This window comes from Shewanella sedimentimangrovi, assembly GCF_017354965.1.
Classification (GTDB): domain Bacteria; phylum Pseudomonadota; class Gammaproteobacteria; order Enterobacterales; family Shewanellaceae; genus Shewanella; species Shewanella cyperi.
The window spans coordinates 3,097,512-3,123,416 of sequence record NZ_CP071502.1 but is presented as its reverse complement, the minus strand read 5'-3'; the positions used below and the strand labels follow the sequence as shown (position 1 = coordinate 3,123,416).

At 53.9% G+C, this 25,905-nt stretch carries 19 protein-coding genes; 8 read left to right on the top strand and 11 right to left on the bottom strand.

Annotation, left to right across the window (positions count from 1 at the left end; translation table 11 throughout):
• Positions 1–7: 7 nt before the first annotated feature.
• Positions 8–766 (bottom strand): serine hydrolase domain-containing protein, encoded by a 759-nt coding sequence (locus JYB85_RS13785; RefSeq protein WP_207379742.1) that lies wholly within the window; start codon positions 764–766, stop codon positions 8–10.
• A gap of 249 nt (positions 767–1,015) precedes the next feature.
• Here JYB85_RS13785 and JYB85_RS13780 point away from each other — a divergent pair, with 249 nt between their 5' ends.
• From JYB85_RS13780 to JYB85_RS13770, 3 genes are all read left to right on the top strand, one after another.
• On the top strand, positions 1,016–3,595 hold the full coding sequence (locus tag JYB85_RS13780; RefSeq protein WP_207379741.1) for a TonB-dependent receptor: 2,580 nt from the start codon (positions 1,016–1,018) through the stop codon (positions 3,593–3,595).
• A gap of 163 nt (positions 3,596–3,758) precedes the next feature.
• Positions 3,759–4,205: an IS200/IS605 family transposase gene (gene tnpA, locus JYB85_RS13775; protein WP_207381940.1), complete on the top strand. Its 447-nt coding sequence runs from the start codon at positions 3,759–3,761 to the stop codon at positions 4,203–4,205.
• Positions 4,206–4,331: 126 nt separating this feature from the next.
• Complete coding sequence (locus tag JYB85_RS13770; protein WP_207379740.1) at positions 4,332–4,955, top strand: glutathione S-transferase family protein; 624 nt, start codon at positions 4,332–4,334, stop codon at positions 4,953–4,955.
• Positions 4,956–4,964: 9 nt separating this feature from the next.
• Here JYB85_RS13770 and JYB85_RS13765 read toward each other — a convergent pair whose 3' ends face one another.
• The 3 genes from JYB85_RS13765 to JYB85_RS13755 all read right to left on the bottom strand — a co-directional run bounded on the left by JYB85_RS13765 (position 4,965) and on the right by JYB85_RS13755 (position 8,097).
• A complete protein-coding gene (locus JYB85_RS13765) occupies positions 4,965–5,465 on the bottom strand; it encodes a DUF4447 family protein (RefSeq protein WP_207379739.1) in 501 nt (166 codons plus the stop codon).
• Positions 5,466–5,486: 21 nt separating this feature from the next.
• The gene (locus tag JYB85_RS13760; RefSeq protein WP_207320528.1) at positions 5,487–5,888 is read right to left on the bottom strand and encodes an SMI1/KNR4 family protein; all 402 of its coding nucleotides are present in this window, start codon (positions 5,886–5,888) and stop codon (positions 5,487–5,489) included.
• A gap of 121 nt (positions 5,889–6,009) precedes the next feature.
• Complete coding sequence (locus tag JYB85_RS13755; protein ID WP_207379738.1) at positions 6,010–8,097, bottom strand: M13 family metallopeptidase; 2,088 nt, start codon at positions 8,095–8,097, stop codon at positions 6,010–6,012.
• A gap of 248 nt (positions 8,098–8,345) precedes the next feature.
• Between JYB85_RS13755 and rsuA the strand changes: the two genes are divergently transcribed.
• On the top strand, positions 8,346–9,038 hold the full coding sequence (gene rsuA, locus JYB85_RS13750) for a 16S rRNA pseudouridine(516) synthase RsuA (protein ID WP_207379737.1): 693 nt from the start codon (positions 8,346–8,348) through the stop codon (positions 9,036–9,038).
• Positions 9,039–9,049: 11 nt separating this feature from the next.
• Here rsuA and JYB85_RS13745 read toward each other — a convergent pair whose 3' ends face one another.
• Together JYB85_RS13745 and JYB85_RS13740 are read right to left on the bottom strand one after the other, a co-directional pair.
• Positions 9,050–10,111 carry an extracellular solute-binding protein gene (locus JYB85_RS13745; RefSeq protein WP_207379736.1) on the bottom strand — a complete coding sequence of 354 codons (1,062 nt, stop codon included), beginning with the start codon at positions 10,109–10,111 and terminating at the stop codon, positions 9,050–9,052.
• A gap of 172 nt (positions 10,112–10,283) precedes the next feature.
• Entirely contained in the window at positions 10,284–15,245 is a 4,962-nt protein-coding gene (locus JYB85_RS13740) for a S8 family serine peptidase (RefSeq protein WP_207379735.1), read from the bottom strand.
• Positions 15,246–15,797: 552 nt separating this feature from the next.
• Between JYB85_RS13740 and JYB85_RS13735 the strand changes: the two genes are divergently transcribed.
• Positions 15,798–16,721, top strand: coding sequence for a LysR family transcriptional regulator (locus JYB85_RS13735; RefSeq protein ID WP_207379734.1), 924 nt, complete (start codon positions 15,798–15,800; stop codon positions 16,719–16,721).
• Positions 16,722–16,761: 40 nt separating this feature from the next.
• On the opposite strand, the gene JYB85_RS13730 is transcribed toward JYB85_RS13735, so the two are convergent.
• The 4 genes from JYB85_RS13730 to lhpI all read right to left on the bottom strand — a co-directional run bounded on the left by JYB85_RS13730 (position 16,762) and on the right by lhpI (position 19,776).
• Complete coding sequence (locus JYB85_RS13730) at positions 16,762–17,700, bottom strand: DUF4097 family beta strand repeat-containing protein (RefSeq protein WP_207379733.1); 939 nt, start codon at positions 17,698–17,700, stop codon at positions 16,762–16,764.
• Positions 17,697–18,200: a hypothetical protein gene (locus JYB85_RS13725; protein ID WP_207379732.1), complete on the bottom strand. Its 504-nt coding sequence runs from the start codon at positions 18,198–18,200 to the stop codon at positions 17,697–17,699. Before JYB85_RS13725 ends, JYB85_RS13730 begins: the two co-directional genes overlap by 4 nt.
• A complete protein-coding gene (locus JYB85_RS13720; protein ID WP_207382077.1) occupies positions 18,197–18,742 on the bottom strand; it encodes an RNA polymerase sigma factor in 546 nt (181 codons plus the stop codon). Before JYB85_RS13720 ends, JYB85_RS13725 begins: the two co-directional genes overlap by 4 nt.
• An 89-nt stretch (positions 18,743–18,831) precedes the next feature.
• Complete coding sequence (lhpI, locus tag JYB85_RS13715) at positions 18,832–19,776, bottom strand: bifunctional Delta(1)-pyrroline-2-carboxylate/Delta(1)-piperideine-2-carboxylate reductase (protein ID WP_207379731.1); 945 nt, start codon at positions 19,774–19,776, stop codon at positions 18,832–18,834.
• Between the two features lie 281 nt (positions 19,777–20,057).
• On the opposite strand from lhpI, the gene JYB85_RS13710 reads away from it, so the two are divergent.
• The 3 genes from JYB85_RS13710 (at position 20,058) to JYB85_RS13700 (ending at position 24,223) form a co-directional block, all read left to right on the top strand.
• A complete protein-coding gene (locus JYB85_RS13710) occupies positions 20,058–21,920 on the top strand; it encodes a methyl-accepting chemotaxis protein (RefSeq protein ID WP_207379730.1) in 1,863 nt (620 codons plus the stop codon).
• A 154-nt stretch (positions 21,921–22,074) separates the two neighbouring features.
• Entirely contained in the window at positions 22,075–22,521 is a 447-nt protein-coding gene (gene tnpA / locus JYB85_RS13705) for an IS200/IS605 family transposase (RefSeq protein WP_207381940.1), read from the top strand.
• 127 nt (positions 22,522–22,648) lie between these two features.
• A complete protein-coding gene (locus tag JYB85_RS13700) occupies positions 22,649–24,223 on the top strand; it encodes a sensor domain-containing diguanylate cyclase (protein WP_207379729.1) in 1,575 nt (524 codons plus the stop codon).
• Positions 24,224–24,278: 55 nt separating this feature from the next.
• Here the strand turns inward: JYB85_RS13700 and JYB85_RS13695 are convergent, their stop codons facing one another.
• Positions 24,279–25,904 carry a methyl-accepting chemotaxis protein gene (locus tag JYB85_RS13695; protein ID WP_207382076.1) on the bottom strand — a complete coding sequence of 542 codons (1,626 nt, stop codon included), beginning with the start codon at positions 25,902–25,904 and terminating at the stop codon, positions 24,279–24,281.
• Between the last annotated feature and the right edge of the window lies 1 nt (position 25,905).

Sequence of the window (25,905 nt, the reverse complement as noted above, 5' to 3'; positions counted from 1 at the left end):
CCAGTTCTCACCAGCGGTGGGGACGAGTGGCTCTGGGGGTGAGCATCTCCTGATAACTCGCATCGGACAGCAGGGTACCTGTGTGCAACTTCTGCTGGAAGTCGGCAAAGCCCCTGGCGCTGCCTATCAGGGTTCCCGAGGCCAGACTGACATCCGTACTGCTGAAGTCCGCCGGTATGGGCAGCCATTGCCCATCTTTTTGTAACCTTCCCAGTACCAGGCGCGGATGGCGAGCTTTTATCTCTTGCACCGTACCTGTGTCGGCCAGTAAATCCAATTGGTTAGTCTGAAACAGGGACCGCAGCGTGGCAACCGTACTTTGTCCTTTCAGGTTTGCAAGCCAGTGGGCGGCAATCTGGTAATTGGCATTGCTGTATTCAAAGCCGTTACCCGGTGAGCCGTTTAACTTGTTACCTGACTTGGCTATCCCTGAAGTATGACTCAGCAATTGGGCCATGGATACCGGGTTAGTTGATTTCAATGCCTCGGGCAGGGCGCTGTTTACTGTGTCAGAGAGTGTGAAAAGTTTGAGGTCTACTGCTTTAAGTGCGGAGGTGGCGAATACTTGCTTGGACAGTGAACCCAGGATGAAGAGGGAGTCGGCGCTGATACCCTCACCATAGGTTCTGAGGGCCAGCTCCCTGTCACCCTGACGCACGAGAATCACGCCGCTGAAATCCCGCCCATCCTGTTTGACCAGGGCGTCAAGCTGCTGCGCCGTGTCGGCCCAGACAACTTTCGTCGCGAGCAGGAGTACAAGGAGCATTAACTTTGTTGTCAATTGGGTCCATCCAGTTGCATGGCTTTTTGAGCTCAAAATTCTGGATTGTGAACACGTCGTTAAATCATGTTGATGCATATACATTTGGTTACCGTATGAGGTGATTTTATGTTGCACAAATGGATTGACTTTGTGTGGTTTGTTATTAACTTAGAGGTGCAAATCAACAATCGTCGGCGGCAGCATGCTGTACTTCGGCGAATAAAACAATAATCAATTCAGTTAGGGAAGATCATGAAAAGACCTCTGTTAATGCCAAGTGCCTGCGCACTGGCCGTCGCATTTGCCATGCCCTCAATGGTGTTTGCTGCGGATGATGGTGCCAAGGTTGAACGTATCGAAGTGACCGGTTCTCGCATCAAGCGTACCGATATCGAAGGCCCTTCTCCTATCCAGTCAATCAGCAAAGATGACATTGCCAACATGGGATTTGATAACCTGCAACAGTTGCTGGAGCGCATGCCAGCTAACGGTGCCGGTGCTTTCTCCACCCGTGGTAACAGTCAGGATTCCACTGCCAACGGTTCTGCCTCCATCAGTTTGCGGGGCCTGGGTCCCGACGCAACTTTGGTATTGATCAATGGCCGCCGTGTGGCCATCAGTTCGTTCGCTGAAAACGTGAGCAACTCCTTCGTGGATATTAACAATATTCCGGTTTCAGCCATTGAGCGCATCGATATTCTCAAAGATGGTGCCTCGGCTATCTATGGTTCTGACGCCATCGCCGGCGTGGTTAACATCATTCTCAAGAAAGATATCGAGGGCCTGGAAATTAATCTGGGCTATGGTGAGGCCTCTGGCACAAATTACGATGAAAAAACTGCCAGTTTGGTGTGGGGTACCAAGTCAGATAAAGGTAGCGCCTCGATAATCGTTGATTACTTTAAAAACAGTACTCTGGGTGCCGATGAGCTGGGGCGTTTCGGCACAGCCAATCAAAGCCCATATGGTGGTGAAGATTTCCGTTCTTCCCGTGGCTTCCCAGGCTATTTTTATGTTGATGGTGTGAAAACCATAGATCCCTCTTGCCCGCCGGAAAATGCCACCAGCAGTGGCAGTTGTTTATTCGATTACGGTCCATATAACTTGGTAATTCCACAGGCTGAACGCGTTGGTGCCATAGGTCAATTCGAATATCATTTCAGTGATGATGTCACCGGCTTTATGGAGCTGGCTGCTCAGCACAATACCTCCAAGGCCGGCGGCGCAGCGACACCATTGGATGAGGATGCGGGCCTGACAGTACCCGGCTCACATCCCAACAACCCGTTTGGTATGGATATAGATATCGGTCGTTTCCGTCCGGTTGATGCTGGACCGCGTCGTTGGGATATCGAATCAGATACCATGCGTATGGTGCTCGGTCTGCGTGGTACCTTGAATGACTGGGACTGGGAAGTATCCGCCCAGAAAGGTCGTCAGAAACAGGTTCAGACAGGCGACCGCAGCCAGGGATGGGTGCGTGTAGATTATCTGCAACGGGAAATCGATGCCGGTCGTTACAACCCCTTCGGTGGTACCTTTAACTCACCCGAAGTGATTGATGCCATCACCACCAGTTTAGTGCGTCAGGGTAAGTCTGTAATGACTGCCTATGAAGCCAGTATCACAGGTCAGGCCTTTACCTTAGCCGACCGTGACGTAATGATGGCAGCCGGTGTTGAATATCGTGAAGAAGAAATCAGCGATGTTCCGGATGAGCAGTTCCAGCAAGGTTTGATTTTTGGTACCGAGGCAGTTTCTGCCGCCGCGGATCGCAATCAGTGGGCGGCCTACATGGAATTCTCCATTCCTGTTACCGATAACTTTGAATTGCAGCTGGCCGGCCGCCATGACCACTACAGTGATTTCGGTTCGACTACAAATCCAAAAGTTGCCTTCCAATGGGGCATTTCCGATGACATCACTGCCCGTGGTTCCTGGTCAACAGGCTTCCGTGCACCGTCTTTGGCCCAAATCGGTCTTGGGCCATCGGAAGAAAGCGGCTTTTTCATCGATACTGCCCGTTGTGAAACAGATGGTGTTGATTGTGAAGCATTGGACTATAACACTGTGTTCACAGGTAATCCTGATTTGGAGCCTGAAGAGTCAAAGACGTGGAACCTCGGGGTTATCTGGGCACCTAGCCAGCGCATGGACGTAGGCTTTGACTACTTCAATATTACTCAGGATCATAAGATTGACAGAGAGAATTTGGATTCAATTCTTCAAGTCGACTGCTACGATCAGAACAGTACAGTCTGTACGCGTTTGGCACCACAACCTGGTCAAACCCTGGGGCCGATAGATCAAATCCATTCAACGTTTGTTAACCTCAGCTCTCAAGAAGTACAGGGTGTTGACGTATCGGCTCACTATGGCCTTGAACTTGATAACTATGGCGATCTCAAGTTTGGTCTGGAATGGAGCTACCTGATCAATTTTGATAAAGATGATCGTGATTGGACCGGTGAATACAAGTTCCCAAGATACCGTTGGTTGGCGACATCCAACTGGACCATGGATAACTTCTCGGCCAACTTGAACATCAGCTACATTGGTGAGTTTGAGGATACGCCGGACATTGACTTCGATGGTATCCTGGATTTTGATGTGTATCAGTCCCGTATGGTGGATGCTCAGGTGTTGGTGGATGTATCCGGCTCATACCGTTTCAACGACACTGTCAAGTGGACAGTCGGCGTGAACAACCTGCTGGATGAAGAGCCGCCATTTGCCATAGGTGATGGTAATAATGATCTGTATGGTTATGTGCAATCAGTACATAACCCAATGGGTCGCTACATCTACACCAAGGTACAGGTTAACTTCTAACTGTTTGTCTGAAACTGAAAACGGCGCCCTGGGCGCCGTTTTTTTTGTCACCCTAAAACCACCTCCTATGGAGGTGGTGATCGTTCTGGTGGGGCTTTGCCCGGAGAATGCCCATGCTAAATACTCCCTCGGTTTGTTACCAGCAAATCAAGGAGTAAGTAGCATGAGCAGATATGAATCCGCGTCTCACGTATTCTATCGTTGTCAGTATCACCTCGTTTGGACACCCAAGTACAGGTACAAAATCCTGAAAGGTAACCTCGGCAGAGAGCTTTATCGAAGTATCTATGTTTACTGCAACATGAAGAAATGCAGAGTCGTGGAACTAAATGTTCAGGAAGATCATGTCCATCTAGTAGTCAGAACCCCACCCAGTCTAAGCGTGTCGGATTTAATGGGTTTTGTTAAAGGGAGAACCGCGATCAGGATGTTTGCCAAATTTCCTTATTTAAGAAAGCACAAGCTCTGGGGGAATCACTTCTGGCAACGGGGTTATTTTGTGGACTCAGTAGGAGCAAACGAAGACATAATCCGTAGATATGTACGGCACCAGGAAAAGACAGCCAAAGAAGAAGAGAAACGGCAAATAGCGTTAGGGTTGGAAGGTTAGTTTTTAAGCCCCCTTTTAGGGGGCTGTGTCAAAGCCACCTGCTATGCAGGTGGATTTTTACTTACCTCTCCACATCTGATATCTCTGCTTTAATCAAATGGTTCATTAAGCAAAAGGATGGCAGTTATGATTGAGCTTTATGGTACGCCCCGCAGTCGGGCACTGCGGATTTCCTGGTTGCTGGAAGAGCTTGGGATCCCCTGGGAGTTTCACTATATTGATTTCGCCAGGGGCGATAACCGCACTGAGTCCTTTCTGGCGCTCAACCCCTGCGGCAAGGTGCCTGTCATTCGCGATGGTGAATTGGTGTTGACCGAGTCCGCAGCCATCATGATGTATCTGGCGGAGAAATATGGTGCCGGCAAGTGGCTTCCTGCCCCCGGGACGCCCGCGGCTGCGCGCCACTATCAATGGCTCAGCTACATCATTACCGAGTTGGAACAGCCGTTGTGGACCATGGGCAAGCACAAGTTTGCCCTGCCCGAAGCACAGCGCGTACCGGCTGTGCGGACAACCGCGGTATGGGAGTTTGATAAGGCAGCCGCAATAGCTGAAGACTGGTTGCCTGCCAGCCCCTTCCTGCTGGGGGAGCAGATCCAGGTGGCGGACATTCTGCTGGCCCATACCCTGCTGTGGGCCACAGTGTTTGAACAAGATATTCCGCCCAAACTTGCGGCATATCGCGACAGACTGAGCGCCCGTCCCGCAATGAAAAAGGCGCTGGACAAGACCAGCGCCTCAGCACAGTAAAGGCGGGAATTAAAGCTGAGCCGCGGCCCACTTGGCGCGGCTTTCGCGGCTTTCACCCAGTCCCTGAGCTTCGCGAAAGGCCTTGTAGGAATCCACATTGAGCGGTACCAGGGTGACGTCTACCTCCAGTACCAGCTTGCATTCCTTTTTAATGCGCCAGGCTGCGGTGTTGTACAACTCGGTCAGCGGCAGGGTGCCGAGAAACTCGGGATTGTATTGCTGGTACAGGGCCTGGGTGGGGTAAACCACAAAGGCCAGGCGACGTTTGGGTTCTTTCTTGAACAGGGCTTCGATGCCATCACAGGTATTGAGCACCTGCATTTCAATGACATCGTCCAAATCCAGCAGTTTTTTCTGGGCCAATTCGGGGGCTTCAGCGGACGCCGCTTCCCAGGCTTGCACCTCTGCCTCACTTGTTTGGGTGAGGTCGGCAACCTGAGCCTGGGTAAGCCCCAGCGACAGGCGCAGGTATTGCATTTCCACGGCATTCAAGCCGATATCTTTTGCCATTATCTTATTTCCAATCGGATGTCAGCTTGGTAACCAGACGTCTTCGGTCCAGGCCCAGAAGGATTCCCAATAGTCTTCGGTAAAGTCACCGTGGGCCCAATAGTGTACCTGACCTTCCTGGTCGATACAGTAAAAGTTGTCGCCCAGCTGACAGATGGGGATCATATCCCGCGGCAGGCCAATGGACCAGGCGTAGGCGGTCACTTCCGGTAAGTAGGTGTGTGAAAAAGGGTCGGCGGCCGTCACCGGCTCCAGACAACCGACAATTACATCGCTGGCGTGCAACAAATACTCTTTCAGTTCAACCGGCAGGGGGATCAGTATTTGTTCCTCTATCTCCACCAGTTGCTCAAAGCTGGGCAGCTCCAGCGGCACAGGCACGGTCTCACTCAGTTCCTGCAATTGGTCTATCAGTTCATGCATCTTCGGCTCCCGGCCTGTGACTCTGGGGCTGGAGTATAGCGGCTTTGGTTGCGCAGGCAATATTTGGCGCAGCCGCAAATGAAAAGGGCACCCTGAGGTGCCCTTTGCCGTGATTAAATCCTTACCAGATTTTCACGCGCTTTTCCGGTGCTATGTACATGGCATCGGACTCTTTCACGCCGAAGGTGCTGTAAAATTCCGGCATGTTGGACAATGAGCCCAAGGCACGGAATTTACCGGGTGAATGAGGATCTGTGGCCACGCGGTTACGCATGGCTTCTTCTTTTATCTTGCCACGCCAAATCTGGGCGAAGCCGATGAAGAAGCGCTCATCACCGGTCAGGCCGTCGATGACAGGGGCTTCCTTGCCATTGAGTGACTTTTTGTACGCCTTGTAGGCTATGGTCACACCGGACAGGTCACCGATGTTTTCACCCAGGGTCAGCTCACCGTTAACGTTCAGATCGTCAAACACGGCATAGCCGTTGTATTGCTCGACCAGCGCCTTGCCGCGGGCAGCGAACTCTTTCAGATCCTGCTCGGTCCACCAGTCACGCATATTGCCTTCACCGTCGAACTTGGCGCCCTGGTCGTCGAAGCCATGGCCCATTTCGTGGCCAATAACGGCACCGATACCGCCATAGTTGACCGCATCATCGGCTTCCATGTTGAAGAAAGGTGGCTGCAGTATGGCCGCAGGGAACACGATTTCGTTCATGGTGGGGTTGTAATAGGCGTTCACTGTTTGTGGTGTCATATGCCACTCATCGCGATCGATAGGTGCACCCAGCTTGTCCAGACCACGGTTATGTTCAACCACGGCGGCACGCATCACGTTACCCACCAGATCATCGCCCTTGATGTCCAGCTTGCTGTAGTCTTCCCACTTGTTGGGGTAACCGATTTTGGGATTGAATTTGGCCAGCTTGTCCTTGGCGGCGGCCTTGGTGTCGGCGCTCATCCAGCTCAATTCGTCAATGCTGTCAGCGTAGGCGCCACGCAGGTTTTCAACCAGTTGTTGCATGCGGGCCTTGGCTTCGGGGGCAAAGTGATGCTTAACGTATACCTTGCCGACCACTTCACCCAGCAGTTGGTTCACCTTGGCGACACCGCGTTTCCAACGTGGCTCGGGTTCGGCCTGACCGTTGAGGGTTTTGGCAAAGAACTCAAAGTTTTCCTTGTCCAGGGCATCGCTCAGATCACCGGCGAAGTGGGTCAGTGTCTGCCACTGCATGTAGGTTTTCCAGTTGGCAAGATCCTGGCTCTTCACCAGCTCGCCCAGACCCTGCACGAAGCTTGGTTGGTTGATGATGATGTCGGCCTGCTTGTCTGCACCCAGGGTACCCAGGTACAGGGACCAGTTGATGTCCGGTGCCAGGGCTGGCAAGTCGGTCAATTGGTACAGGTTGTAGGTCTTGGTGCTGTCACGCACTTCCACCACATCCCAATGTTTCTCGGCGATGGCGGTTTCCAAAGCCATTACGGTTTCAGCGGCGGTTTTACCGTTTGGCAGACCCGCCAGCTCATACATCTTTTCGATGTGGGCTACGAAGGCCGCGCGGATTTTCTGGAAACGCTCGTCCTGGTTGAAGTAGTAATCTTTCTCCGGCAGGCTCAGACCGTATTGCCAAATGTGGGTGGCGTAGCGGCTGGAATTTTTGGCGTCCACGTCGATGTAGAAGGCCATTGGGGTGCCACCGCCGATCATTTGGCTGTGGGCAAAGTACTTGATCAGGTCGTCCTTGCTGGCAATGGCTTCGATGGCATCCAGTTCACCCTTGATAGGGCTGACGCCCAACTTGTTCAAGGTCTCGGTGTCCATGAAGGAGCGGTACAGGTCAGCCACTTTCTGCTCGTCGGTGCCCATGGCCAGGTTAGGCGTGGCAGCGGTTTCTTCAATGATGGCCTTGACGTTGTCCTTGGATTGCTCGCGCAAATCATAGAAAGCGCCTACGCTGGTGCGATCGGCCGGGATTTCGGTGTTCTTTTCCCAGGTGCCGTTCACATAGCTGTAGAAATCATCCTGTGGGCGCACTGTCTTGTCGAAGTTGGCGAACTCGATGCCTGAACCCAGGGCCTGGGCCACGGCAGCAGCTGCGGCTGTCTTGGCACTTTCCGGAGCCTTACTGGTCGTGGCAGCATTATCATTACAGGCTGCAAGACCTGCTATCAGCGAGGCGCACAATCCCCCGATAAGTACTTTTTTCATTGTCTATCCTTTGTGAATTAATTTTGCGTTCAAGGTCGGCGGCAATACCGCATAACTGCCTGTAACCCAGGCAGTTACCCGGGCAAAGTAACGGATATGTTAAATGCAACAGCCCAGAGGACACAAGGCTTGCAGCGGTTTTTCCTCTGTATCAAATAGTGTCAGTTGTAAGCAAAGATTACGGTTTTGCCAATTGGCCAATCTCGGCTCATAATGTCGCCCCTGCAACCTATTTGACTGGAGTTTCCGTGCGTTTGGATAAATTTTTGGCCGAGGCCACGGGGCTTAGCCGTTCTATTGCCAAAAAGGCCATGCATGCAGGGGAAGTCACCTGTGACGGCGTGATGGTGAAAGACCCGGCATTCAAGGTCACGGCCGAGACCAGGGTATGTCTCGATGGTGAGCAGGTGGCGCTGGTGGGGGTACGTTACCTGATGCTGCATAAGCCCCTGGATACCATTTGCTCCACAGTGGACGAGCATTACCCGTCGGTTATTTCCGGTTTGGACATTCCCCGCCCGGATAAACTGCACATCGCCGGGCGACTGGATGCGGATACCACGGGATTGGTGCTGATAACCGATGACGGCCAGTGGTCCCACAAGGTGACCTCACCCAAGAAAGAGTGCGGCAAGCGCTACCTGGTACAACTGGCCGATCCCATTGATGCAAGCCTCATCGCAACCTTTGCCGCAGGCATAGAGTTAAGAAATGAAGATGGTCCCACCAAGCCGGCATTGTTGGAATTGATTGACAGTCACCAGGCCAGATTAACCATCACCGAGGGTAAATATCATCAGGTCAAGCGGATGTTCGCCGCCGTCGGCAACAAGGTGGTGAAGTTGCATCGGGAAGCCATAGGGGCCATAGAGCTTGATCCCGAGCTTGCTCCAGGCGAGTGGCGATATTTGACCGCAGCGGAAATCGCGTCGGTGGGCTGAATGGCTGGTGGCTATGGTTTTGTGCCCTGCAGGGCGCTGGCAGAGCGGAACTCCACAAAATTGTTTACCACCTTGGGGGCGGCAGTGATAAGCACTGAGTCTGGGCCCGTATCGGGTTGTTCGAGCACCGAATTCAGGTTCAGTGCTCGTGCCAGACCAGCCTGATAGGCTTCGGAAATAAAGTAGTTGGCAGCGATTTCTGCCGCCATCAATTTTCCCGCCTTGAGGCGACGGGAAAAGGCCAGGGTATCCAGCCAGGTCATGTCGCCTTCCTTAAATCGTATTTTTTCCCATTGTTCGCCGCGATTGCGGGCCGCGGCAATTTCCGGTCCCCAGCTGCTGACTATGGCTATGCCAGGCTGGTCAAGCCCGGGGCTATCATCCCAAAAAGCGCCGGCCTGGGCATAGAGACTATGAAAATGCTTATCTATGGCGCTGCCCTCTTTGGCCATGCTCAACACCTGATCCCGTCCGCCATCGGCATAGGCTTGGTTCAGGGCGAGTGGACTCAGCCCCAGTGATTGCAAGGTCAGCCCCATGTTGTAAATGGGTTGTGCCCGGCAGAGACTGAATTTACCGCGATAGTCTTCAGACCAGAGTTCCGCCACACTCGCGGGGGCCTTCAGCTCGGGATAACGGCTGCGGTTCAGATAAAAGCCATAGCTTCCCTGGGCAAAAGGAATGTAATAGGGGTTGCCGTCGCTGCTGCCATCCGGCAGATGTGTCAATTGGGCACTGATGGCCTGGTATTGGGGCAAGGTGGTCGATTTAGTGTTGACGGGCTGCAGTACCTTGAAGAAGTCTCCCTGATAGCCCTTGAAGAAGGACAGGGTGACAAAAGCCATATCTATCTGGGCCGTCCGCAGCAGATTATAAATCTGCCCGGCATTGGTGGCATTCTCCGGATAGAGTCTGATGCTGTAGGGTGAATGTCTTCTTTCAAGTTCTTGATTGATAATGTTTAAATCATTTTCTGAAACATAACCTTCCCAGGATAGCAAGGTGAGATGTTCCTTGGCCATGGCTTGGGAAGCCAACAGCAACATGGTTAAAAAAAATGCGCTGATTTTCACCAGTGGCACTCCTGAAACCCGACCAGGCATTGGGCGGTATCTGTCTTCAAGCCGGGAGCTTAGCGCACTTCCGCGCATATATCCTTGAACTCAGGCTTGTTTTTTGTACAAAATTGCAACAGGGAAAGGAAAGGGCCTTCAAATCGAAGGCCCTTTATCTTATTGCTTAAGCTCAGCGTTGTCTGCGACGCAGACCCAGCAGAGACAGCAGACCCAGAGACAACCAGCCAAGGCTGCCGCCACCACTGGACTCGGGCGTGACGGGCGCTGCCGGTGGTGCCGGGTATTGGCAGGAACCATCGTCAGTGTTGGCATTGGCATCAAAGTTGGTTGCGTTGGAATCCATACAACCTTTTTCTATGCCGTCTGACAGCACGGTTAACATGAAGCTGGCAGAAGCTGTATCGCTGCTGTTTGCTGCATCGCTGACCGTGATGGTCACCAGGGTCTCACCATGCCAATCGGCATCGGGAGTGATATCGACCTTGGAACCTGGGGTATGGCCATGCACTGTGCCTGTGATGTGCTCACCGCTGACACTGATCTGCTTGGTGCTGCTGGTGGTGCTGCTGAACAATACGGCCAGGTCTTTCAGGCTGGTGTTTTCATCTATGGTGGCCGCATTGAACTGACCCATCTTGATGTTGCCGTTGACCTTGATGCTGTGGCTCAGGGTAGCCGGGCTGGCGTTGTCATAGTCACTGCTCACCTTAAGCTGCAGATCCTGACCTGCGGCGGCATTGTTAACCACGGCGTTGAACTTGACCCGTACAGCGGATTGCTCAGGTCCCTCATAGTTACCACACACCATGGAGAACTCGGACACCCGGCTCAGCACGTTGTCGTATGCAAAGGTATCGGCCAGCCAGCCTTCGTTGGGGCCAAATGGGTTGCGGAAACCGTGATAGCCACGGGTACCGATTGAGCCCTGACCCTTCAGTGCCGGATCCAGACGCTTGTAGGCGAAGATGATTTCATTCTTGCCTTCGTTAAAGTCCGGCTCCACCGCATAGATGGTCTGGAAGGTATAGGAACCCTCACTCCAACCCATCCAGTTTTTGATTTGCATATCAGACCACTGGAAGAAGATTTCCTTATCGGAACGGGCGAAGAACAGACCGGTATACAGGCCGGTATTCCAATCGACACCGGGCGCTATACTGCCATTGTGGTGCCACAGCGGTGCGACCATGGTATCAGGGAACGCCAGACCTTCCATCGACATATGCCACCAGTTCATGTAAGGCATGCCGTCGAAGGCGATAAAGCCGGCCGGGTTGATTTGCATCAGCCCATCTCTGTCCTGACCATAATGGTTTATCTTCTCAAAACCTGTGGCCCAGATATCGACGTAGAAACTGTCCCACACGTTCCCCTCAATGCCTGTGGGGAACATAAAATGACTCAGGTCGATGAAGTTGTCCTGATTGTCCAGATCTTCATAGGGCTGACGGCAGTTGGGATCGGTTTCGTTGGTGGTCCAAACGTAGCGTCGTGGGGTGTAAGCCGAGGTGGGCTGCACACCTTCAATCACCAGGTCGTTGCCTTCAACGCTGGTCATATCGGCATAAATACCTTCCACCTGCACGCTTTCCTTCACCAGGGTCAGACCTTCGGGCAGCATGGTCTGCAGGCGGAAGTTGCGATCCCGTTCCATCATGTTGGCATCGGCCTGCATTTGGAATTCAATCACATCACCAATCTTGGCCGCGTCCTGGCTGGCATGCAGGATGAAATCCACCGGCTTGCTTTCCAGACGAACACCCATCATACCCACATCGCCATTCTGGCTGTCGTTGCCGTTAAATTCGACTGCCGCGTAATAGACGTCACCTTGCTCGGCATCTGGTACATCCCAGCTCATGTTAACGCGATAGGCGTCGGCACCATTGGCTTCGCCGACAATGGCGGCGTCCATGCTGCCGTTTGCGCCTTCGGGGATGATGGCCAGTGAAGTGGTGATGGCCAGGGGTTGATCCAAGCCTCGGGTGTAGTTGGGGTCAAACAGGGTGTAGTTACCTACCAGGGCCCAGTAGTTACCCGGCTTGGGGTTTTCCACACTACAGAAGTCGCGATCGTAACTCCAGGAGTAGCAGATGGCCTCTTCATGCCACTGTACCTGGCCGTCGTTGTTGGCGTCGTAACCAACATCGATAGCGGTATCGTGGTAAATGGTATAGCCGTCGATGCGTGGTACTTCAAACACGAAGCGCTTGGTGCCTTCGGGAATGGTGAAGTTGATCTGGGCTATGCCGGGATCGTTGGCAATATCTTCCGGGGTGTTAATCCCCAGGCTGTAGGGCACCAGGTTGTGCACCTGCTGCTCGCCCTTCACCAGGCCGTTGACCTTGACGGATGCCACTTCCTTGGTGCGCAGCGGCGGAGTGAGATTTTCACTCTTGGTTCTGGGCATATCCATAGAAAGATCGTTCGGCAGACCATCGTTATTGAAACCCACGCGCATCGGCAGGGTTTGTACTGCCTTGTTGCTGTCATCTGGCGTGATGGTCACATGGCCTTCAAACTGTACGTCCTGAATACCGCCATAAATGTTACTGATGTCGTTCACCGCTGCTGTAAACACCACGGTTTGCACTTCACCTTTTTTCAGGGTGAAGTTGCTTGGCATGGCGTTCAGGTTCAGCAATGGCAGGCCATCTTCACTGTGCTCCGCCATATCAATCTTCCAGCTGCCATCTTCGGTGGCGCGGAAGGTGCGGACAAAGCTGCAGTTCATTTCACAGCTGGTGGCAAACAGATAAGGGGTGTTGAGCGATGACAGGTTACCACCGTTGTTGGGGTTGGCGGCCCGATAATTGTCAGCGGTCTCATCCATTATCAGCCCCGCCATGGAGGCGGCCTTGACATCAATCACACCGGCCCCGACATCATCCAGCCCGGCGGTGATGGTATCACCCCAGTAGCCCAGATACTTGGCGGAGTTTCTCGCTGTAGACACCAATGCCGATTCAATTTCAGCTGCGGTCCAGTCCAGATACTGCTGACGCAACAGTGCCATGGCGCCCGCCACATGTGGGCCGGCCATGGAGGTACCGGACATCAGGGTATAGTCGCCGGAGAAGGGGGTGCGGGTGAATGGATGGTCGTCGGCAAAGGCGGCGAATACATCGACACCCGGCGCACCCACATTCGGCGCCATGGAGTCCGGGGTGGTGCGGCTTGGGCCACGGGAAGAGAAGGGGGCCACATAGTCGGCCTCACCCATCTTGGTGCTGATGGTGGAGGCATTGATGGTGCCCATGTGGCCCGTGCCGGAGGACAACCAGGACACCAGTTGCTGGCCGGGCCAGCTTGGCAGCAGTATTCCGGGGATCACATAAGGATCGTTGGGCTCTTTATAGCCCCAGGGCGCATCCTGGGTGTAATCGGCGTTATAGAGCACCATGGCACCGGCGCCACCTGCCTGCACGTTAACGGCCTTTTCCAGTCGGGGAATGTCACCGCGCTTACAGACCACGATTTGGTTCGCCGTGAAGGTGTCCGCCGGGAATGGGGTGTTACACAGGGCATCGCCGAAGTTGGCGGCCAGCACAAAATTACCGGTGAAGCCTTCGGCGGTGTAACCACCACCCACCAGATCGCTCGGCGGTGTGGTATCACCACCGCTCATGGCTTCGAGGCGTTTTTCTGAAAACTCAATGCTGCGGCCGTGGGTGGTGGCGGCAACACTGGTCACCCAGGGAGAGACGTGGTCAATGTTGTCCCAGGCGGAGTTACCGGCAGAGGCCGCAACCACGATCCCTGCTTCACGGGCGGCCAGGAAGGCCATTTCCAGGGAGCTTTCCCATGGGCTGCGCTCACCGCCGCCGATGGAAAAGTTGATCACATCCACCTTGTCGAGAATGGCATCTTCAAAGGCGGCCAGCAGGGCTTCGCTTGGACAGCCCTGATATTGATCTGTTGTCGAACCATCCGAGTGGCTGTAGGAACCGTCGCCGGCATAGCACACCTGATAGGCGATGATGTTGGCCCGTGGCGCCACACCTGAGATGTGGGGGAATTTCAGATCTGTATCAATACCATCGGAGCGCTCGGCAAATTCAGAGATTTGGTAAGGCACGTCATACTGATCGTTACCGGCCACCGTGGAGGCCGTGTGGGAGCCATGGCCCTGATAGTCTTCACCGTTCTCGGGACGCTTGGGATCAACCTGTTCATAGAACCAGCGATCCTGAAACACAGGCAAACTGTAAGTGTCGGTGATAATAGGATAGGAACGGACACCGATCAGCTTGTCGTTACACATGTCGGCGAACTCGGGCTTTTCACAGTCACCGTAAAATCTGCCTCTGGGGTTGCTGTGCACATAGCCATCACCTGCGGTGGCGGCGAAGGATGGATGGTCTGAGTTGATACCTGTGTCGAGGATACCGACCACGACGCCTTCACCCTTGTTGGCGAGTCCCAGGGTGCCGGGGATCCAGATTTCGTTGGCACGAATGTGAGTTGGACCCACGTCTGTGTTCAGGGAATAGTTGACCGAGCGCTGCACGTTACGTACGCCGGGCAGACGGGACACCTTGGCCGCCTGCTCTTGTGTCATGGGCACTGTGGCACCGTTCAGGGCAAATTTAAAGCTGCGCTTGACCTGCATGTCACTGCCGACAATGGCGGCGACCTTGGCCAGTTGCAGCTGTTGCTTTTGCTCCAGGTAATTGACGTAGTTTTTGACCTCGGGGCTTTGGGCATCAATCTTGTAGGACGAGGTTGTGGCCAGGCTCGAAGGGACCTTGGCCAGACTGCGACTGGCGGTTGCCGCCAGGCCACGGATATTGCCATTGTAAGTCGCTACAGCATCGTCATTGAATTCGATAATGTAGGTATGCACACCTTCCACATCATTTTCCCAGACGAAGTCCACTTTCTGAACCGGAGCCCTGTGGGTATTGGGTTGTGATGGGCTGGCGGCCTGGGTTTTGCCGTGATGGAATCTGTCGGCGCGGGTACTGCGGGCCTTGCTGGCCTCCATCATTTCGGGAGTAATTTTTATTTCTTTGATGAAGTCAGGCATGGCCTGTGGCAGAGCCACAGCGGCATTATCCACCGCCCCGGCACCTGCACCCGCAGCGTACATGGCCGCGATAGTCATCATGCTTATTTTTTTAAGTTTCATAGGGTGTACTCTTTGACGTTTTCTATCCGCAACAGTTACAGACAGTCCTGCGTGGTCGATTTTTAAACGTCACCCCGAAGGCAATCCAATGCATTAGGGCTATGACTAAATGCACGAAATGCATAGTCAAATGGCCGGCAGCAGCAAATAAGAAAGCTTGTGCATTCGGATGCGGGGAAAATACCGCGGCCCATATCGGCAGGAGTATTTTTCAGGTGGATGAAATCACGACAGATTTACGCTGTGACAGGCCTCTGGTTTCTGGGCTTCCAGTTGGCTCCCTGGTACAGGGGGAAATGTAATCGCAGCGGATACAGATGATGCAAAGTGTCACATTTGGCAACGGGGAGTAGCCGCTGTTGCAGCTATGTAAGTCAATTGCTTGGTTAACTGTGGTTTTTGAGCTGGCCGAGGTCGCTTCAGGGATACTGAAAACACCCGCGATACAAATTGTCACCGCTTCAGACCTTGTCCCTTGGGAAAGCCGGGCACAAGATTGGCGCTCAGGGCGGCCATCACAGGCCCGAAACCACAGTGCATGAAGGGGGGCGTATGGAACTCAGGCATATCAAGCATTTTTTGGCTCTGTGCCGCCAGCAGAGCTTCAGTCGCGCCGCCGAACAGTTGAATCTTGCCCAGCCCACCTTGTCCCGCAGCATTCAAAAAATGGAAACCTTGCTTGGGGTGAGCTTGCTGGATCGCAGCGCCGGCGGTTTTGCTCTGACCCCCGATGGTGCCCTGGTATATGAACATGGAGAGCAACTGGTTAAGCAAATGGACGCCCTGGAGACGGCGTTGCTGACCTTACGTGGCGAGTATGCCGGCCAGATAGCGATCGGCTGTGTTGCGGGCCAGGCGGGGGTATTGGGGCCGGTACTGGGCAAACTGATGCGGGATTATCCGGCAATTACCCTGGATTTGAGCCTGGGCGACAGTGAGCGACTGTTGCAACTGCTCTTGGTGAATCAGATTAATCTGGCAATAGTCGACACCCATCTGCTGCCTGCGCTGGCGCAGGATGAATTGAGCCGGTTGTCTTTGCCCGCCTCGGCTCTGGGCTTTTATTGTCGGCCTGAGCATCCGCTGCTTGGTGAACCGCGGCTTTATCTGGAGCGATTGCGGGATTTTCCATTGGCCGTTCCGGCCGGGCTGGCACCCGACATAGGAAGTAAATTCGGCGATATTTTTGACTCGAACAGACACGATTTTGCCGGGATAGTGCGGTTCAATGATTTTCGCTCGGTGGACGCTGTCCTGGCAGCCAGTGACCTGGTGGCGCTGACTACAAGAGAATCCATACAGCGGGAGCTGGCCACGGGGGCCCTGGTACAGCTTGAACCGGCAAACATGCCCGAGGCCTGTGTTCAATACAGCCTGGTGTGGCGCAAACAAGCCCACGTTAATCCCCTATTGGAGCATGTGATTTCCGGTATTCTGGAACAGGCGTGGCCTGGGGCGAATTTTCCTGCCGAATAAAAACAGGCAGCCTTAAGCTGCCTGTTGCTGAGAATTGTGCTTATTGTTTCAGGGTGATATCGCCGCTGATGGTGGAGATATCTATCCTGCCCGCACCGCTGCCGGCACTGAACTCGAGTTTGCTGCCGCGACCGTATTTGGGCTTGGCCGGCTTGTCGCCACTGAGCTTGTTGTGAATATCGCCACTGGGACCGCCATTGATACTGAAACGGCTATCGGCCTTGCCATCAAAACTCAGCTCAAGATCGCCACTGACGCTTTCGAGTTTGGCATCCAATTTTCCGGGCACCCGCAACTGACTGTCACCACTGACGGTACTGAAACGCAGTTGTTCGGCCTTGGGCAGGGCAAACTTTACTTCACCGGAGACTTGCTCAATGCTGATTTTTTTGCCTTGGCTTATGCCCTTGAGATCGCCGCTGACCAGTTGGTAATTCACCTCGCCGCTGCTGTCCTCATCCATGATGGCACCGGAGACGGTAATCAAATACAGCTCGCCCTTGAGCGCCTTGGCCTTTATATCGCCGGACACTGTATTAAGGGCAACCTCACCGCTTAAGGACTCTGATTGTATGTTGCCGCTGACGCTGGACAGCTCCAGCTTGCCGCTGAAATCCTTGAGGCGGTAATCGGTTGAGATCCCCTCGGCACTGAGGCTCAATTCCTTTGGCAGATACAGGGTCAACTTGGAGCCATCCTTGTTATCATTGTGATGCTTGCGGCGCAGATTGGCCTTGTCCCTGATATGCACCACGCCACCGCGCTGTTCCAGTTCCAGGCCTTCACTTTCCTCGTCCAGGGTGCCTTCCACCCGCACCTCGGACTTATTCCAGCTAACGAGGTTGACTTCGCCGCGTGGGACTTCCAGTTCCACCTTGGGCTTGCTGTCGACCTTGATGGTGCGATCCACTTTTTCGGCGGCCTGCAATTGCGGCACAATCGCCAATAACAGGGCCAGGGTGCTGTGGGTCAATTTCATATACTCTCTCCTTGTGGCTGGCCTGTTCGCGGCAGGCGCTGGCTTTGTTTCAATAACTCGATTTCGCGGCGCTGGGTCCAAAGCCACAGTTGCCACAGTTGTTTGTCGGTGGGGTGCTGTTTGAGGGCCTGACGTATCTCCTCGGCGGCGCGCCGTAGTTCATCCAGGCCATCATTCAGGGCTTGTTGCCAGCCTACGGTTTGCCATAGGCCGGTTTGCATGGCGGCAACATCCTGTTGGTGACGCAGGGCTATGCCCTCGATCAGGGTTTGCAGGGCCACTTGCTCTTCATCCCTTCGCTCACCGGACCACTGACCATAGAGCACCAGCGCCAGCAGCACTGTGGCCGCTGCGGCCAGGAAGCCTTTACTGTGGCCTTTGTGGGGCTGGGGCTTATCCAGGCGGGCTGAGATACCGGGCCAGAGATCCCGCTCGGGTGCCAATTCCCGCGGCAGCTTTTCCAGCAGGGTATCCAGAGGATCTTTGTCGTTAACAGTCATGACAACATCTCCTTGAGCAGGGTTTTGGCCCTGTGATATTGGGCCTTGCTGGTGCCTGTGGCTATGTTCAGCAAGCGGCCGACCTCGTCGTGTTGGTAGCCTTCAATGGCGCAGAGCACAAATACCACCCGTGCCCGTTCGGGTAGACGCAGCAGCAGGGTATCCAGATCCTTGTGTTCCAAAGGCTTATGTTCTGCAGCGGCGAAGTGAGTTGTTTCCGCATCATTCAGCGGCCGGAAGCGACTCCAGAAGCTGCGTTGCTGTTTCAAATGATTCATGGCGACATTGACGGTGAGACTGTGCAACCAGGTACCAAACTGGCTGTCGCCGCGGTACTGGGCCAGTTTGTGCCAGGCACGGATAAAGCTGGCCTGGGTGACATCTTCAGCACAATGGCGGTTGCCGCACAGTCGCAATGCCAGGGCGTACACCCGCTGGTGATGGCGCTGATACAGGGTCTCGAAGGCCTGGCGATCGCCTCCGGCCGCCTGGTGGGCCAGTTGCGGATCCGTGATCGCCAGGGCGGGGTTGTCGAGGGGCATATTCACACCGGAGTTTCCATGTCGGTTATGCAATTAATCCTTAAGACAGATTGATAACACTAAAAGGTTTAAACCCGGTGCGAATATTTTTAATTTCCCGTTCCGTTGAACACTGTGCGGGCAGCGGCAAGGTCGGCCAGGGCGGAGCCGACGCTCTTGAACAGGGTGCGCTCTTGGGGATTTTTGCGCCCAATGCTTGTACCGCGGCAAAGATCTGCCAGTTCACCCAGCACATGGGATTCATTGATAAGTCCCTCGGCCATGGGGATCAGTAGTTCACCTGCTTCATGCAGCACATTGGTGCGGCTATCCACATAAACGCTGGAATTCAGCACCAGCTGACTGTCGCATTCTCGGCCATCCCTGTGGTGATTGCCGACCAGATCGCAATGACTGCCGGGACTGACCCATTCGCCGTTAAACAGCGGCCCGTGGGCCCCGGTGGCGCAGCTGATGATGTCAGCCTGAGGCACTTCCTCGGCCAAGTCGCCCACAGGGCTCAGGTGCAGATCCGGTCTTTCCCTGGCCACATTCCTGATGACCTCGGCCACAGCTTCGGGGCGCCGTCCCCAGATACGGATCTCGGTCAGCGGTCGCACACTGGCGTGGGCCAGGGCCATAAAGGGGGCCAGATTGCCGGTGCCGAGCAGCAACAGACGTTTGGCGTCTTGCCTGGCGAGGAAGTCTGCTGCCAAGGCTGACACGGCCGCGGTGCGCCAGTAGGTGACACTGGTGCCATCAATCAGCGCCTGGGGCTGACCTGTGTGGCGGTCAAACAGCAATATCTGCGAATAGAGGCTGGCCAGGGCCGGATCTTTTTTCGGGTTGTCCGGCATATAAGTGAAGGCCTTAACCGCTATGCCCTGATCATCCCAGGCGGGCAGTACGGCAAATGCATCCGCTTTGCCCGGTTCCAGCGGATACACCTGGCGCCTTGGCAGGTCTGCGCTGTTGGCAAAGGCCAGTTTCAGGTTGGCGATCAGCAGGGGAAAGTTAAGTCGTTGATGAACCTCGGTGGCACTGAAAATCTGCATTTAACACTCCTATGAATCTATTGGGATAATGTATGCAATTTAAATGTAAATTTCAAAGTCCAGTTTGTGACAGAAAAATTTCAATCCGCCACAGTTAAAACCTGTAAAAAAGAATGATTTACGTGATAGCTTTGTCTGACAAATGGATGTCAGTCATAACAAACAACTAGTTCCTTTAACCGAGGGAGTGGTTTTTTGCTATTCACTGCCCAAATGCCCTGAAATGACTATCTTTAATAAAGGCATAACGCCACCTAGAAAAACCGTCCGGAGAAGCCAGAATGCTCATTCGCCAGAAATTGTTGTTAAGTGCCACCTTATCCGTGGCCGCCCTGGTCGCCATGCTCGGCCTGCAATTGTACGCCGGAGGCCAGCAGGAAGAATTGGCTGAGGCCGCACAACAAGTTATTGAGTTGGAAAAGGACATTCTGATTTTGCGCAAAGACGAAAAGGATTTTCTCAGTCGTCTGGATTTGAAATATGTAGAAGACCACGCTCGTCACGGTGCTGAGCTGCAACAAAAACTGGAGCAGGTAGAGGCGAAATTCCTTGATTACAGGATGCCGCGCAGCGCCATCGACAGTTTTGAGCACGCCATTGACGAATATCTGGCCACCTTCAAGCAAGTAGTGGCACTGCAGCAGGAAATTGGCCTGACTCCAAAGTCCGGGCTCTACGGCAATCTGCGTCAGGCGGTGCACGATGTTGAATCTTTGGTGGAAGAGCACCACCGCCCCGAATTGCTGGCGGCCATGCTGCAATTGCGCCGTAATGAGAAGGACTTCATGTTACGCCGTGACATGTCCTATATGGATAAGTTTGACTCCAACGTAGCCAAATTTAATCAGACGCTTAGCGCTGCCGGTTTGGAAGGAGGCGTGGAGAGTCGAATTCGGGAGTTGATGGGCAACTATCAGAGGGACTTTAAGGCCCTGGTTATTAAGGAGCAAGCCTTTGGCTTGGGTAAAGAGGATGGTGCCATAGGCAAGCTGCGTGCGGCGGTGTCCCGCGCCGAAGCGGCCAGCACTGAATTGGGCCAATTGGCCTCAGCCGAAATTGCTGCGGCCAAGCAAAGTGCCGTGCGGTGGGGATTTGTGATTTTTGGCCTCATACTGGTCATAGTAGCTGTGACCACCTACCGAATCATTCAAAGCGTGATTACCCCGGTGACCCGAATCAATCAGGTGATCACTGAAATCGGCCGCAACAAAGATCTCACCCGGCGCTGCGATGAGTCAGGGGGGGATGAAATGGCTGAGATTGCGGTTCATTTCAATGAAATGCTCGATATTATCCGTAAGCTTATTGATCAGGTCGTTGAGTCAGTGGCCATAGTGAATCAATCCTGCACCTCACTGTCGAGCAATGCCGCTGCGGCGTCGGACGGAGTGATGCGGCAGTTGAACGAAACCGATATGGTAGCCACCGCCATTACCGAAATGGGCGCCACCATAGACGAAATTGCCAAGAATACCGAGCTGGCAGCCGAGCGCGCCGGTCATACCCATGAAAATGCCCAAAGTGGCCAACATGAGGTGGTGCAGACCATAGACAAGATCCAGTCGCTGGCCAGGCAGCTTAATGAATCGGCCAAGGTGGTGGCGGAGCTTGAGCGTGACAGCAGTACCATAGGCAGTGTGCTGGACGTGATCCGTGGTATTGCCGAACAGACCAACCTGCTGGCGCTTAACGCGGCCATTGAGGCGGCCCGGGCCGGTGAACAGGGGCGGGGCTTTGCTGTGGTGGCCGATGAGGTTCGCAGCCTGGCGATGCGCACCCAGGAGTCCACCGAGGAAATTGCCGGTATTATTCAAACCCTGCAGAGTCGTACCCGTTCCATAGTGCAACTGATGGAGGCCAGCCAGCGTCAGGGCACCGAGAGTGCGGAGCAGGCCGCCAGTGCCGGGGCCCTGTTGGAGCAGATTAACCAGGATGTCACCAACATCATGGATATGAGCACCCAGATCGCAGCCGCCATTGAAGAGCAGAGTTCGGTGGCCGCAGAGGTCAATAAGAACGTGGTGATCATCCGCGATATCGCCGAAATGTCTTCCGAAGCCGCCATGAACAATGCCCGGGCCTCAGATGAGGTCAGGGACAGGGCGGCACTGCTGCAAAAGGCTGTCAGCCAGTTCAGAACCTGATAAGCACCAGCGGCACCCAAGGGTGCCGTTTTTTATTGTCACCCTAAAACCACCTCCTATGGAGGTGGTGATCGTTCTGGTGGGGCTTTGCCCGGAGAATGCCCATGCTAAATACTCCCTCGGTTTGTTACCAGCAAATCAAGGAGTAAGTAGCATGAGCAGATATGAATCCGCGTCTCACGTATTCTATCGTTGTCAGTATCACCTCGTTTGGACACCCAAGTACAGGTACAAAATCCTGAAAGGTAATCTCGGCAGAGAGCTTTATCGAAGTATCTATGTTTACTGCAACATGAAGAAATGCAGAGTCGTGGAACTAAATGTTCAGGAAGATCATGTCCATCTAGTAGTCAGAACCCCACCCAGTCTAAGCGTGTCGGATTTAATGGGTTTTGTTAAAGGGAGAACCGCGATCAGGATGTTTGCCAAATTTCCTTATTTAAGAAAGCACAAGCTCTGGGGGAATCACTTCTGGCAACGGGGTTATTTTGTGGACTCAGTAGGAGCAAACGAAGACATAATCCGTAGATATGTACGGCACCAGGAAAAGACAGCCAAAGAAGAAGAGAAACGGCAAATAGCGTTAGGGTTGGAAGGTTAGTTTTTAAGCCCCCTTTTAGGGGGCTGTGTCAAAGCCACCTGCTATGCAGGTGGATTTTTACTGGATTTTAGCGCCTCCATGGGCGTCACAGACTAAGCTGTAAATAAGATCGGGCGGGGGCTGCGCCATGAAACTAAACCACTTTTCCTTATTGCTTATCGGTGGCTTGACCCTGTTGTCCAGCTTGACCGCCTTTGTGCTGTTCGGGGTTTTCCTGCGCCCTGAGTTGGCAAAGGAAATCCGCGATCAGCAGCAGATGGAAGTCCGGGCCCTGACCGCGGGGCTGGAATTTTATAAGCGACCCCTTAAAACTTTTGCCTTTGACTACGCCGTCTGGGATGAAATGGTCGACTTCATTCGTCGCCCCTCCGACACCTTTATTGAATCAAACCTTTATCCGGCAGCCTTTTCCGTGGCGGACATAGATGCCGCCATGTTGTTTGACCCCCAGGGTAAGGTGATTTGGCAGTACCAGGGTATCCCCGCGCCTTTGCCCAGGGACATAGAAACCCATCCGTTATGGTTTGGTGGCTTGTTGCCGTCGGCTGAAGAGGTGGCAAGTGCCCGTCCCAGCACCCGTACCGGACTGTTGCGATCGGGCAATAAAGTGGTGTTGTTCAGTAACGCCGCGGTGCTGCCATCCGATGGTGATGGCCCAGTGGTTGGCAGTTTCATGGTGATCCGGGCGATTAAGCCGAGCCTGACCGACGAGTTGCAACGTTTAACCCTGGTGGACTTCAATCTCGACTTGGCGCAACCCAGATTGCACAAGCAACTGTCACTGCTAACAGAAGATTCGCGCATAAATGAGATCCGCGCCAGCCATACCTGGTTGTTGAACGATGTGCTTGGACAACCGGCTATGGTATTGACACTCAGGCATAAAAAGTCCGAGGCGCCGGCCTTCTTTTCCAAAGAGGCCTCATTGATTTTCTTCACCTTTATCAGCGTTTTTCTCTGTGGTCTTTTGCCTATCACCCTGGTGATATTGAATCCTTTGCGAGCCATTAACCGGGTGCTGGTGAAAATGACGTCGAGGGGCCGGCTTATCAAGATGAAGCCGCAATTCTTTATCGAGGAGATCTCCCGGGTCGCCCAGTCCTTCAACCAATTGGCCGACATGTTGGAGCGGCACCAAAACTATCTTGAATCCCTGTCATTGCAGGATCCTCTGACCGGGATTGCCAATCGTCGTGGACTGGAGGCCTTCGCCTCCCGGGCCCATGAGGAGTGGCTGGCGGGAAAGGGCACCATAGGTTTCCTGATGCTGGATTTGGATGAGTTCAAAAGTTACAACGACAGTCTGGGACACACCGAAGGGGATAAGGCACTACTGACCATAGCCCAGGCGCTGCTGATTGAATGCCGTCGCCGTGGTGAGTTGGTGACCCGTTTCGGTGGCGAGGAGTTTTGCGTGGTGATCCATGGTGATAATTTGCAGCAGATGGAACGTCTGGCCAACCGCATGCTGGAGCGGGTGAGGGAGCTACAGATTGTTCACCCCAAGGGGCAGTATGGCCTGATGACTGTGAGTATTGGCGGCATATTTTACGAGCATTTTCACCCGCAGTTTGTAGGGGTGAGCTGGCATGACATGTTGGCCATGGCCGACAAGCAGCTTTATATCGCCAAGTCCGAGGGCCGCAACCGTCTGTCGCTGCGCTATATGCAGGCGGCAAAGCTGGTCAAGTCCGTAAGCTGAGGCATGGCAACAGTAAAAGGGCCCTTTCGGGCCCTTTTACTTTGGTATTTGAGGGTTAAAGCGTAAAGGCGGCGACCTGTTTTCGCATATCGCCGGCGAGGCTGGCCAGTTGTCGAACCGATATCGTCAGCTGGTTGGTGGCACTGCTGGAGCTTTGGGCGATATCGCTGATATTGATGATGCTTTGATTGATGCTTTCGGCCACGCTGCTTTGCTCCTCAGCGGCGGTGGCTATATGGATGTTCAGTTGCGAGATATTTTCCACGGCACTGACAATTTCTTTGAGCGCTTCGCCGGCCATATTGGCCTTGCTGTTGGCGGCTTCCACTTGCGCCATACCCGTGGCCATGGCGCTGACCGCCTCCTGAACCCCATGTTGCAGGCCATCTATCATGGTCTCAATTTCCCGGGTGGACTCGGCGGTGCGTTGTGCCAGGGTTCGCACCTCATCGGCCACCACGGCAAAGCCCCGTCCCTGTTCACCGGCGCGGGCCGCTTCAATGGCGGCGTTAAGCGCAAGCAGGTTGGTTTGTTCGGCGATGTTTTTGATGACATCCAGAACCCGGCCTATGTTCTGACTTTCCTGGGCCAATTGGGTGATGACTTCCGAGGTGGATTGGATCTGCCGAGACAGTGATGACATGCTGTCAATGGACTCCAGTACAATGCGATTGCCCGATGCGGCGCTGGCGTCGGCGGCCCGGGCGGAGTCTGCGGCAGCGTTGGTGCTTTGGGCCACTTCGGATACCGTGGTGGTCATTTCATGCATGGCGGTGGCGGTCTGCTCGGTTTCGGCTTGCTGCTGGCTCATGCGCTCGCTGGTTTGGGCGGCAAACAGATTCAGATTGTCGGCTGACTCATTGATGGTGTTAGCGGCGATGGCAATGGACTGCAATATGCCACGCAAATGATTGATGACGTCGGTCAGGTTGGATGATATCTGACCCAGCTCATCCTGGTTGAATACTTTGAATTGCAGGGTTAAATCGGACTTTTGGCGAATGGTTTTCAATTTGCCGAGGATATCGGTAATAGGCAGCATCACACTGCGATTGACCCAGACGCCGAGCAGGGCGCTGCCGAGCACGGCCAGGGTCGCCAGACTGGTAAACCAGAATACAGAACTGTCGTAGATGCCCTCGACCTTGTCTCTTTCCTCCGCTGCGACTGTCAGCTGCAGGGTCACCAAATCGGCAATCTTGCCGCTGATGGGATCGATTACGTGGTACAGCGGAGCTATGTCCTGGGTCAACTGGCCGCTGACATTGCCTCTCAGGTTGCTGAGACGGTCGATAAGCTTGTCGATGTAATCATTGGCTGGAATAAAGAGCCGCTGGGCATCACTGGCAAGCCGTGATTCCTCCTGAGTAAGCTCGGTGGCCATGTATTTATTCCAGCGGGAATCGATGTTCTGCCTGGCGGTTTGCAAGCCTTCCGCCGCCTCTTCGGCGCTGAATTCGCCAACGTTGGCCTTATTGATGGCATCGATAACAAATACCGCGTAGTCGTCGCCAATCAGTTTCAGATCCTGCAGCGGTACCACTCTGTCATTGTAAATACTGACGACACCGCGGTTGATTTCGCCCATCATCTGAAACGCCATGATACAAATGCTGACAAGCAGCACTAGGGGCATGACAAACCCCAGCAGCATTTTCTGTTTGATTTGTAGATTGAGCATG